Here is an 11,659-nt window from a genome sequence, read left to right as displayed (position 1 = left end):
GGCGGCGGTGCGGGGGAGTGCCGTGGGCCTACTTCCAGGGCGCGTTCTGCAGCGCGGGGTCGTCCACCAGGCCCAGGCTGCCCGCGGCCTTCCTGCCGATGCTGCCCGGGGTGGCCAGCGGCGCGCTGCCGCAACTGCCGGAGGCCGTCTTCAACGCCTGCCACAGCATGGCGCCGTCACGCGGGTTGCGGTTGGCCAGGGTGCTGCCGGTGACGGCGTTCAGGTAGCGCTCCACCGAATAGGGCTGGTTGACGTTGGCGCCGTAGCTGTTCTGCAGGATGACCGAGCCGGTGCATTGGGCATCGCCGTTGTTCACCACCAGTTGGCCGCCGGCCCAGCCTTCGGGGGCCGTCTCGAAGCCGATGGAGACGATGGTGCCGCTCGGGAAGAGCTTGCGGTACTGGTTCCACGCGGTCACGCCGTCGTAGTGCTCGTAGCGCGCGTCGTAGCTCATGATGTTGACGATGTTGAAGGCGCCGGCCAGCGTCGGGTAGGCACTGACGAGCTGGCGCTCCAGGCCCGCCTTGCCGCCCCAGTAGCTCACGCCCACGCCGGCGCACTGCGGGTCGTTCTGCGTGGCGCCGGTGCAGTCCGCGCCGGTGGACCAGGCGGCCACCGTGAGGATGCGCCCGCCGCCGGCCAGGTCGACCGCCTTGCGCATGGCCTTCACGGCGCCGGCATAGGCGTCCAGGCCCTCGATCTCGAAGTCCACGTCCAGGCCGTCGAAGCCCACGTCCTTCATGACGTTGGCCAGCGCGGTGATGGTCGGTCCGCTGCCGGCGTGGCCTTCGGCCGACAAGGTGCTCCAGCTGTTGTAGGTGGCGCCGCCCACGGCCAGGATGACCTTGATGTTGCGGGCGTGCAGCACGTCGATGGCCGCCTTGATGTCCGACGGCCGGCCGTTGAAGTTGATGCCCGTGCCCGACCAGTTGTTGGCCGCCATGCCGCCCCAGCTGAAATTCGGCTGCGCGAAGGCCGCCACCACGTGGGTGTAGTTGGCCGGGATGCGCGCGAAGTTACTGGCCTGGAAGACCTGGTCCAGGGTCTTGCCGGTGGCGTCGAACCAGTTGTCGCTCCAGCTCGGGTAGTAGACCGTGTAGGCCCGGCCGGCCTGGGTGGCCGACTTGGCATTGGGGTCGCTGAGGCCGGGTGCGGGGGCGGGGCTCGGGGACGGCGAAGGCGAAGGGGAAGGTGATGGCGAAGGGGAAGGTGATGGCGAAGGGCTGGGGCTCGGCGAGGCCGAGCAGGCGCCTTGCGACGTCCAGGGCTGGCCGCTGCCCGAGGGGCCGTTGTTGGTGGCGGGGTCGTTGCCTTGGGTCCACCAGTTCGCCTTGTAGTTGGTGCTGCCCTCGCTGGCGATCTCGCCGCCGCCATAGGCCTTGGTGCTGACCCAGGCCGGCGCGCAGCTGCCGCTCGGAGCGGGTGCGGGCGAGGGCGCCGGCGTGGGTGCCGGGGTGGGCGCGGGCGTCGGGGCTGGCGAAGGCGCAGGCCCCGACGTGGCCCCGAGGTCGGTCCACAGCGAGGTGTTGGTCGGGTTCCAGCCGGTCGAGGCGTAGTCGGTCTGGTTGACCAGGGCCCTGTAGAGGTGGCCGTTGTAGCTCACGACCGTGCCGGCCGTGTAGTAGACGTCGGGCGCCCACGCGGGGTAGGTCTGGGCGTGGGCTGCGGCGGTCAGCGCGAAGGCTGCCGCGGTGATGGCGGCGAGGCGGCGCAACTGGTGCGACGGGATGGCGGTGGAGGGCTGCTTCATGGGGTTGTCCTATGCATGGCCATGGGCACGTTGGGAAGGACGGGCATGGCCCGTCCGGCGGCTGACCTGCCTCTCCATGCAGGCTCGTGAGCTGGTTCTAACTGGTATTACTCCAGTTTGAGACTGCTATCACCTCTTGAATACCACTTTGCGAAACCGCGCCCGAACCGTCACCGGTGGAAACCCGGAGCAAGGGTGACAAAACGTTGCCCGCACGGGGTTCTAGGGAGGCGTCGTCGCCGGCCGCCCTCCCGCAGCTCGCCTCCCGAGGGCCGGCCTAGGGTTTGTTCGGCTGGGGCCGGCCATGGCATCACTGCACAATCTTGAAAGCGCTTTCAAACATGCACGACACGCCGTTTATCTCCCGCCGCCAACTGCTGGCCGCCGCCGCTGCGGGCGGTACGGCCGGGCTGGCCTGCGCCTCGGAGCCCGCGCCGTTGACCGTGGCGGCCTTCCCGCTGGTGGACGTCATCGCCCGCGACGTGCTCAAGGGCTGGAGCCAGCGCCATCCCGGTGTGCGCACCCAGGTCATCAGCCGCCAGTACGACGACCATCACACGGCGATGACGACCGCGCTCTCCACCTCGGGCCACCTGCCCGACGTCATCGCGCTGGAGACCAGCTACCTCGGCCGCTTCTCGCTGGGGTCGGGCCTGGAGGACCTGTCGGCCGAGCCCTTCGGCGCCGAGCGCTTCAAGGACCGCTTCGTCCCGTTCGCCATCGAGACGGCGCGCAACCGCGAGGGGCGCATCGTTGCCATGCCGACCGACGTGGGCCCCGGCTCGCTGTTCTACCGCGTGGACCTGCTCGCCCAGGCCGGTCTGAAGGAGGCCGACCTGACGCGGTCTTGGGAGGACTATGTCGCCGCCGGCGCCCAGCTCAAGGCCAGGGCCGGCGCCTACCTGATCGGTGACGTGCGCCTGCTCAAGGACATCATCGTGCGGGCCGGCACGCCGCCGGGGGAGAGCCAGTTCTTCGACCGCGAGGGCCGGCCCCAGGTGACCTCGCCGCGCTTCGTGCGTGCCTTCGAGCTGGCGCGCCAGGTGCGCCGCCAGGGCCTGGACGCGCGTGTCGAGGTCTGGTTCAACGACTGGGCGGAGATGCTCAAGCGCGGGCGCCTGGCCACCGAGATGTCGGGCGGCTGGATGGCCGGCCAGATGGCCAACTGGGTGGCGCCGGGCACGGCCGGCAAGTGGCGGGTGGCCCAGTTGCCCGAGGGCACCTACTGCTCCTACGGCGGCACCTACTACGCCATCCCGCGCCGTTCGGCGCCGGAGCGCAAGGCGCTCGCCTGGCAGCTCATCCAGGAGCTGACGCTGGACCGCCAGCGCCAGCTCGAAGCCTTCCGCTCCCAGGATGCCTTCCCGGCGCTCCTGGCGGCCCAGGACGACCCCTTCTTCGACCAGCCCGTGCCCTTCCTCGGCGGCCAGCGTGCACGCCTGCTTTGGCGCGACGCGGCACGGCGCATCCCGGTCGTGAGGATGCACAAGCAGCACAAGTTCGCCGACGAGGTGGTCAATGCCGAACTCGACAACGTGCTGGAGTACGGCAAGCCGATCGAGCAGGCGTTGGCGGATGCGCAGGCGTTGCTGGTTCATAGGGCGAACCGGTGATGGGAATGTTCGTTGGCGGGGTGCCTTTGCGGTCTGCGGTTTGGTGGCGAGGCCCATGCCGGGAGTTCGCCCCGGCGGGCGACCTACTTTTTGGGCGACCAAAAAGTAGGCAAAAAGTCGCCCCCGAACCGCCCGCCCCGCCGCTGCGCGGCGGGGTTCCCTGCGGTGCTCGCACCTTGAGGCGCCGCGCAAAACTCGCTTCGCTACGCTGCGCTCAGACAGTTGCGCGGAGTCAGTTGTTGAAGCGCGCTGCGCGCGCGGCCTCAAGGTGCTGCGCTCCTCGGCGGGCTCAAAGGGGGAGTGAAGGAACAGCCGGCACCAGCCGGCTGGCGCGTTTGGCTGTTGGCTGTTTCGGCTGTTTGGGGCTTCCCCTTCTAAACCGCCGAGAAGCGCAGGAGCCCGGGGCGCGCGCGCAGCGCGCTTCAACAACTGACTTCGCGCCCCTTTGTCTGAGCGTAGTGAGCGCAGTGAACGAAGCGAGTTGGGCGCGGCCCCGGGCTTCGACGCACCGAGGCAGGACCGAGTGCAGTGCCTGCGCACTGCGCGACGCCTGCCGAGGGACTTGCCGCTTGCAAGCGGCAAGGCACGCAGGGCACCCCGAAGGGGCGGTTTTGCAGGGGCCGCTCTTTGCCTACTTTCTGGCGGGCCAGAAAGTAGGTCGCCCGCCGGGGCGAACTCCCGGCATGGGCCTTCGCAACAAGACGCTGCACGCAAGAGCAACCCGCTCGGACTTCCCACCTCGAGCGATCAGGCGCCCCGCAAAAGCAACCGACCACCCCGTCCCACCAGTCGAGGAGAGCACATGACCCTGCGCATCCCCAGCCGCTGGGCCCCCTACCTCCTGGTCAGCCCCTTCCTCATCCTCTTCGCCGTCTTCGGCCTGTTCCCGCTCGTGTTCTCAGCCTGGCTGGCCTTCCAGTCCTGGGAGCCCACCAGCGGCATCGAGTCGATGAAGTTCGTCGGCCTGTCGAACTTCGTGTTCGCGCTGACCGACGGCTGGTTCTGGAAGGCCCTGCGCAACACGCTGTGGCTCGCCGTGGCCTCAGGCCTGCCGCAGCACCTCGTGGCCCTGCCGCTGGCCGTCTTCCTGCACCAGTCCTTCGGCTGCTGGCGCGGCCTCTTCTCGGGCGCCTACTTCCTGCCCTACATCACCTCCACCGTCGCCATCGCCATGTTGTTCGGCTCGCTGTTCTCGACGGACTACGGCCTGGTCAACCAGGCCCTGCATGCCCTCTTCGGCATCGAGCACATCAACTGGATGCGCTCGCCCGAGGCCATCAAACCCGCCGTGGCCCTCATCGTGTTCTGGCGCTACGTGGGTTTCAACCTCGTGCTCTACCTGGCCGCCCTGCAGACCATCCCGCACGACCTCTACCAGGCGGCGCGGCTCGACGGCGCGGGGGCCTGGCAGCAGTTCCGGCGCATCACGCTACCCGCGCTCAAGCCCATGATCCTCTTCGGCGTGACGCTGTCCATCATCGGCGGCCTGCAGCTCTTCGAGGAGCCCTTCATCCTCACCAACGGCAAGGGCGGCGCCGACCAGCAGGCCATGACCGTGGCCATCTACCTCTACCGCCTGGCCTTCGACTTCAGCGACTTCGGCGGCGCCAGCGCCCTGGCCTGGATCATGTTCGGCCTCATCGCCTTGCTGACCTGGCTCACGAACAAGGCCTTCGCCGACCGGCAGGTGCAGGCATGAAGACGCTGCCCCGGTTCGCGGCCTATGCCATCGTCGCCGTCGGCGCGCTCATCATGCTCGCGCCCTTCTACTTCATGTTCGTGTTCGCCACCCAGTCGCGCACGGACATCTTCAACGTGCCGCCGCCGCTGTGGTTCAGCGGCGAGCTGCTGAACAACATCAAGGTGCTGACGACGCGGCTGCCGTTCTGGAAGAACGTCGGCTGGAGCCTCTACGTCGGCCTGATGTCCACGGCGCTGACGCTGCTGTTCTGCTCCATGGCGGGCTATGCCTTCGCGATGCTGGAGTTCCGCTTCAAGAAGGCCCTCTTCGCCCTGGTGATGGCCACCATGATGGTGCCCAGTTTCATGAACATGATCCCGAGCTTCATGGTCATGGACGCCCTGGGCTGGATCGACACCCACCGGGCGCTGTACCTGCCGGGCGCCGCCAGCGCCTTCGGCATCTTCCTGATGCGCCAGTTCGCCGCCTCGACCGTGCCGCGGGAGCTGCTCAACGCGGCGCGCATCGACGGCGCCAGCGAACTGGGCATCTACTGGCGCATCGCCCTGCCGCTGATGAAGCCCGCCCTGGGCACGCTCGGCCTCATCACCTTCATCAGTTCATGGAACAACTTCATGAACCCGCTGATCGTCATGCGCTCGGCCGAGAACTACACGCTGCCGCTGGCCCTGCGCAGCCTCTTCAGCACCACCAGCACGGAATGGGGGGCGCTGATGGCCGGCTCGGCCATCGCCACGCTGCCCCTGCTCGTCCTCTTCGTCATCTCCTCGCGCCAACTGATCGCGGGCCTCACGGCCGGCGCCGTCAAATAACAACGACCTTCCCATGTCCCAAGCTCCCCTGCATCGCCAGTTCCCTCCCGATTTCGTCTGGGGCGTGGCCACCAGCAGCTTCCAGATCGAAGGCGCCGCCCGCGAGGACGGCAAGGGCGAGTCGATCTGGGACCGCTTCTGCCGCCAGCCCGGCGCCATCGCCGACGCGAGCAATGGCGACGTCGCCTGCGACCACTACCACCGCCTGGACGCCGACCTCGACCTCATCGCCTCGCTCGGCGTCGACTGCTACCGCTTCTCCATCGCCTGGCCGCGCGTGCAGCCGCTGGGCCATGGCGACTGGAACCCGAAGGGCCTGGATTTCTACGAGCGCCTCGTCGACGGCCTCCAGCGCCGCGGCATCCGCGCCTTCGCCACGCTCAACCACTGGGACCTGCCGCAGGGCCTGCAGGACCGCGGCGGCTGGAACGACCGCGACACCGTGCACCGCTTCGTCGACTACGCCCGCCACGTGCAGGCCCGCCTGGGCGACCGGCTGGACGGCATCACCACGCACAACGAGCCCTGGGTCGTCGCCGTGCTGGGCCATGAGCAGGGCAACTTCGCTCCGGGCATCAAGAGCCGCAAGATCGCCACGCAGGTCTGCCATCACCTGCTGCTCAGCCACGGCCTGGCCCTGCAGGCGCTGCGGGCCGACGGCGCCAAGAGCCGCCTGGGCATCGTGCTCAACCTCTCGTCCTGCATGCCGGCCACCGCCATGCCCGAGGACATCGCCGCCGCCCGCATGGCCGACGCCCGCGGCCGGCGCTGGTATGCCGACCCGCTGTTCAAGGGCGCCTATCCCGACGAGGTCATGGCCGAGCTCGGCGCGGACGCGCCCGTCGTCGAGCCCGGCGACATGCGATCGATCGCCCAGCCCATGGACTACCTCGGCGTCAACTACTACACCCGCTCCGTCGTCTCGGCGGATGGCCAGGAATGGAAGGCTGGCGACCGCGGCCTGCCCATCACTGACATGGGCTGGGAGGTCTACCCCGAGGGCCTGACCGACCTGCTGCTGCTGCTGCACCGCGACTACCCCGGCCTGCCGCCGGTCTACATCACCGAGAACGGCGCGGCCTTCAAGGACGAGGCCGTCGTCGACGGTCGCGTGCAGGACGCCGACCGCACCGCCTACCTGCGCGACCACATCGCCGCCGTGGCCGCCGCCCTGCGCCAGGGCGTGCCGATGGCAGGCTATATGGTGTGGAGCCTGATGGACAACTTCGAATGGGCCAGTGGCTACGAGAAGCGCTTCGGCATCGTCCACGTCGACTACGCCACCCTCGCCCGCACGCCCAAGGCCAGCGCCGACTGGTACCGCGACTTCATCCGCGCCTGGCGCGGCTGAGCCCACCTCATCCAACGACCATGGAGACCACCGCATGAACGACATCGCCCGCCCACCCCGCCCCTGGCGAGGCCTGCTGCCTGCCTTCGCCGCCGTGCTGACCGCCTGCGGTGGCGGTGGCGGCTCCGCCACGGCCGCGCCGGCCCCGGCCCCTGCGGCCTCGACCCCGGCGCCGTCGAACAGCTGGACCCTCGTCTGGAGCGACGAGTTCGACGGCGCCGCCGGTGCCGTGCCCAATGCCGCCAACTGGAACTACGACCTCGGCAACGCCGAGAACAGCGGCTGGGGCAACCACGAGCTGGAGTACTACACCTCCAGCGCCCGCAACGCCCAGACCGACGGCAACGGCATGCTCGTCATCACCGCGGAGAAGGCCAGCAACCCCGGCCCCTGCTGGAACGGCTCGCCCTGCCCCTACACCTCGGCCCGCATCCACACCAACGGCAAGGTCGGCTTCACCTACGGCAAGGTCGAGGCGCGCATGAAGCTGCCGGCCGGCGCCGGCATCTGGCCGGCCTTCTGGGCCCTGGGCACCGACCTCGCCACGGCCGGCTGGCCCAACTCGGGCGAGATCGACATCATGGAATTCGTCGGCAAGACGCCCAACACCGTCTACGGCACCCTGCACGGCCCCGGCTACTCGGGCGCCCAGGGCATCAACAAGCCCTACGACCTGGGCTCGGCGGTGTCGGCCGACTTCCACACCTACACCATCATCAAGCGCCCCAACGAGATCATCTGGCAGGTCGACGGCAAGGACTACCACCGCCTCACGCCGGCCTCGCTGCCGGCGGGCGCCAACTGGGTCTTCGAGAAGCCCTTCTTCGTCATCCTCAACCTCGCCATCGGCGGCGACTGGCCCGGCTCGCCGGACGCCAACACCGTCTTCCCGGCGCAGATGAAGGTGGACTGGGTGAGGGTCTACAAGGAAAACTGAAGTAAGACAGCCCCCGGCCCAACCCCGCGCGCTGAACGCGGCGCGGGTCTGGTCCGCCCCCCGAGGGGGCGGCGATGCTTGCGGTATCGAGCCGCAAGCACATCGCCAGCGCGGGCCGGCTCGGGAGCGGCCCAGCGCTCGGCCCGCAAATACCCTGTTTCCTCGGCTGCGGGTGGCGCGCAGCACCATGGAGAACTGAAGAGGCCCGCCTGCCGGCCGGGCGGGGCGCCATCGAGGCCCCGCGCCGGCCCGGACTAGGCCTGGGCCGGAACTTCCAGCCGGGTCCCCTCGGCATCGAACCACAGCATCTTGGCCGCGTCGAAGCCGAAGGCGACGCGGGCGCCGTCCGCCACCTCAGGCTGCCCCGGCAGCACGGCCGAGACCGTGGTGCCGGCGCAGTTCATCCAGACGACGTGCTGGTTGCCCAGGGGCTCGATGAGCTGGATGTCGGCGGAGAAGGGCTGGCCGCTGCCCAGCCGCACGTTCTCGGGCCGCACGGCCAGAGTCAGCACCTCGCCCTGCGGACGCGAAGCCAGGCCGGCCGGCAGCGGCAGGCTCAGGCCCGGCGCGACGAACTGGCCGCCTTCGCCCACCCGGCCCTCGATGCGGTTGATGGCGGGCGAACCGACGAAGCCGGCCACGCGCAGGTTGTCGGGCTTGTCGTAGACCTCGGCCGGCGTGCCGATCTGCTGGATGACGCCCTGGTGCATGACGACGATGCGCGTGGCCAGCGTCATGGCCTCGACCTGGTCGTGCGTCACGTAGATCATGGTGTTGCCCAGGCGGGCATGCAGGGTCTTGAGCTCGCGCCGCAGGTCGGTGCGCAGCTTGGCGTCCAGATTGGACAGGGGCTCGTCCAGTAGCAGCACCTTGGCCTCGCGCACCACGGCCCGGCCGATGGCCACGCGCTGGCGCTGGCCGCCCGAGAGCTGGCCGGGGCGGCGCTCCAGCAGGGGGCCGAGCTGCAGCATCTCGGCCGCGGCGGCCACGCGCTTCTCGGTCTCGGCCTTGCCCATCTTGGCCATCTTGAGCGGGAAGGCGAGGTTCTCCTTCACCGTCATCGTCGGGTAGAGGGCATAACTCTGGAACACCATGCCGACGCCGCGCTGGCTGGGCTCGGCCTGGGTCATGTCCTGCTCGCCGATACGGATGCTGCCGCCGCTGACCGGGTTGAGCCCCGCGATGGTGTGCAGCAGCGTCGACTTGCCGCAGCCCGAGGGACCGAGCAGCACGAGGAACTCGCCGCTGTGCACGTCGAGGTCGAGGCCCTTGATGACCTCATGGTTGCCGAAGCGGATGCTGAGGTCCTGGATGTGGACGCGGGTCAAGGCGGTCTCCTGCGGAGTCGTGTGCTGTCGCGCGCATGATTACCGGCAATTAATAAACTTAAAAGCGGATTAACCATGAGGCCGGCCGAGACTACAGTGGTTCCCATGAACGTGCTGCTAGCCGAAGACGACACCCTGCTGGCCGACGCGCTGCAGCAGCAGTTGCTGAACGCCTCGTTCAAGGTCGAGTGGGCCGAGAACGGGGCGGTCGCCGAATACCTGCTGCGCAAGCAGGACTTCGACGTCGCCATCCTCGACCTCGGCCTGCCCCTGGTCGACGGCCTCACCGTGCTCAAGCGCGTGCGCGAGGCGGGCCGCACCCTGCCCATCCTGGTGCTGACGGCGCTCGACGCGCTGGAGCACCGCGTCGCCGGCCTGCAGGCCGGGGCCGACGACTACCTCACCAAGCCCTTCGACTTTCCCGAGCTGGAGGCCCGGCTGCATGCCCTGATGCGGCGCAGCCGGCCGGCTTCGCAGGCCCAGCAGCTGCGCCGCCTCAGCCTGGACCGCGCCGCCCGCCGCGCCAGCGTAGCCGGCGAGGCCCTGGAGCTCAGCCCGCGCGAATGGGCCCTGCTCGATCTGCTGGTCACCGAGCGCGACCGCGTCGTCACCAAGCCGCAGATCCTGCAGGCCTGGGACAGCGACGACGGCACGGGCGGCGGCTCCATCGAGGTCTACATCCACCGCCTGCGCAAGAAGCTGGAAGGCTCGGGCCTGGCGGTGCGCACGGTGCGCGGCCTGGGCTACCTGCTCGAGGCGGCCTCGTCGGCATCGTGAGCCCGCCGGCCGGGCGCTCCCTGCACCGGCAGCTGCTGCTGTGGCTGCTGCTGCCCCAGGTGGTGCTGTGGCTGGTGGCTGCCTTCGGTGCCTACCGCCTCGCCAGCCGCCACGCCGACGAGCTGGTGGACGAGAGCCTGCTGCAGGCCGCCCGGGCCCTGGCCCGCCAGATCAAGCCGACGGCCACCGGCATCTTCATCGACCTGCCGCGCTCGGCCCAGGACATCCTGACCGCCGACCCGCAGGACCGCGTCACCTACCGCGTCAGTTCGCCGCCCGGCCAGCTCCTGCTCGGCGACATGCGGCTGCCCGAGCCGCCGCGTGCGGCCGCGGTGGGCGAGCCGGTGTTCTACGACGCGACGGTGCCCGAGCCCATGCGCGTGGTCTCGCTGGACCTGCACCTGGCCGCGGCCGGCGCCGCCGACTCGGCCCTGCGCGTGCAGGTGGCCCGCTCCAGCGCGCCGCGCGAGCTGCTGGCGCGGCGCATGCTGCTGGACACGGCCTTGCCGCTGTCCGTCCTCATCGCGCTGATGAGCATGGGCGTGTGGGCCGGCATCCGCCGCGGCCTGCGTCCGTTGGCCGAGCTGCAGAGCCAGATGGAAGGCCGCCGCGCCGACGCCCTCGACCCCGTGCAGCTGCAGTCCGCGCCGCCCGAGGTGAAGGCGCTGGCCGGTGCCGTCAACGAGCTGCTCGGCCAGGTGCAGCAGAACCTTGCCGTGCAGCGCCGCTTCATCAGCGACGCGGCCCACCAGCTGCGCACGCCGCTGGCCGGCCTCAAGAGCCAGACGGAGCTGGCCCTGCAGGCCGTCGACGCCACGGCTGACCCGGCGCTGCGCCAGCGCCTGGAACGCGTGCACGAGAGCGCCGTGCGCGGCGCGCGCCTGGTGTCGCAACTGCTGGTGCTGGCCCGCACCGACCCCGAGGCCGTTGCCGCCCAGGGCTGGGCCGACGTGGACTGCGGCCAACTGGTGCACGACGTCACGGCCGAGTGGGTGCCGCGTGCCCTGGCCGCCGGCTGCGACCTCGGCGCCGACATCGGCCTCGGGCCCCTGCATGCGCAGGGGGTGGCGCTGCTGCTTCGCGAGGCCCTGGTCAACCTCATCGACAACGCCCTGCGCTACGCGGGCCGGGGCGCGACCGTGACCGTCCGGGTGCGCCGGGCGGGGGACGACATCTGGCTGGACGTCGAGGACAACGGCCCCGGCCTCGCGCCCGAGCTGCGCGAGCGCGCCTTCGAGCGCTTCGTGCGGGGCTCGACGCAGGGCGAAGGCTGTGGCCTGGGCCTGGCCATCGTGCGCGAGATCGCGGAGCGCCATGGCGGCAGCGCCGAGCTGCTGCCCGCCGCGCCGCACGGCTGCATCGCGCGCCTCACCTTGCCCGCGGTCTGAA

The 11,659-nt window shown here is 70.0% G+C and carries 9 protein-coding genes; 7 read left to right on the top strand and 2 right to left on the bottom strand.

Annotated elements, in window-relative coordinates; all coding sequences use genetic code 11:
• Positions 1 to 28 precede the first annotated feature (28 nt).
• Positions 29 to 1,750, bottom strand: a complete 1,722-nt coding sequence (locus LXT12_RS12145; RefSeq protein ID WP_233392366.1) for a glycosyl hydrolase family 18 protein — start codon at positions 1,748 to 1,750, stop codon at positions 29 to 31.
• A gap of 323 nt (positions 1,751 to 2,073) precedes the next feature.
• Between LXT12_RS12145 and LXT12_RS12140 the strand changes: the two genes are divergently transcribed.
• From LXT12_RS12140 to LXT12_RS12120, 5 genes are all read left to right on the top strand, one after another.
• Positions 2,074 to 3,363 (top strand): ABC transporter substrate-binding protein, encoded by a 1,290-nt coding sequence (locus LXT12_RS12140; RefSeq protein ID WP_233392364.1) that lies wholly within the window; start codon positions 2,074 to 2,076, stop codon positions 3,361 to 3,363.
• Between the two features lie 802 nt (positions 3,364 to 4,165).
• A complete protein-coding gene (locus LXT12_RS12135; RefSeq protein WP_233392362.1) occupies positions 4,166 to 5,062 on the top strand; it encodes a carbohydrate ABC transporter permease in 897 nt (298 codons plus the stop codon).
• On the top strand, positions 5,059 to 5,877 hold the full coding sequence (locus tag LXT12_RS12130; protein WP_233392360.1) for a carbohydrate ABC transporter permease: 819 nt from the start codon (positions 5,059 to 5,061) through the stop codon (positions 5,875 to 5,877). The genes LXT12_RS12135 and LXT12_RS12130 overlap by 4 nt, the downstream gene beginning before the upstream one ends.
• 13 nt (positions 5,878 to 5,890) lie before the next feature.
• Positions 5,891 to 7,228, top strand: a complete 1,338-nt coding sequence (locus tag LXT12_RS12125) for a GH1 family beta-glucosidase (protein ID WP_233392358.1) — start codon at positions 5,891 to 5,893, stop codon at positions 7,226 to 7,228.
• Between the two features lie 34 nt (positions 7,229 to 7,262).
• On the top strand, positions 7,263 to 8,165 hold the full coding sequence (locus tag LXT12_RS12120) for a glycoside hydrolase family 16 protein (RefSeq protein WP_304622764.1): 903 nt from the start codon (positions 7,263 to 7,265) through the stop codon (positions 8,163 to 8,165).
• A gap of 254 nt (positions 8,166 to 8,419) precedes the next feature.
• Here LXT12_RS12120 and LXT12_RS12115 read toward each other — a convergent pair whose 3' ends face one another.
• A complete protein-coding gene (locus tag LXT12_RS12115; protein WP_233392356.1) occupies positions 8,420 to 9,493 on the bottom strand; it encodes an ABC transporter ATP-binding protein in 1,074 nt (357 codons plus the stop codon).
• Between the two features lie 105 nt (positions 9,494 to 9,598).
• On the opposite strand from LXT12_RS12115, the gene LXT12_RS12110 reads away from it, so the two are divergent.
• Both LXT12_RS12110 and LXT12_RS12105 read left to right on the top strand, forming a co-directional pair.
• Positions 9,599 to 10,270, top strand: a complete 672-nt coding sequence (locus LXT12_RS12110; protein ID WP_233392354.1) for a response regulator transcription factor — start codon at positions 9,599 to 9,601, stop codon at positions 10,268 to 10,270.
• On the top strand, positions 10,267 to 11,658 hold the full coding sequence (locus LXT12_RS12105; protein WP_233392352.1) for a sensor histidine kinase: 1,392 nt from the start codon (positions 10,267 to 10,269) through the stop codon (positions 11,656 to 11,658). Before LXT12_RS12110 ends, LXT12_RS12105 begins: the two co-directional genes overlap by 4 nt.
• Position 11,659: the final 1 nt, after the last annotated feature.

The organism is Pelomonas caseinilytica (genome assembly GCF_021353235.1).
Classification (GTDB): Bacteria; Pseudomonadota; Gammaproteobacteria; order Burkholderiales; family Burkholderiaceae_C; genus Pelomonas; species Pelomonas caseinilytica.
The sequence above is the reverse complement of the archived record's forward strand: the minus strand, read 5'-3'. Positions and strand labels throughout refer to the sequence as shown.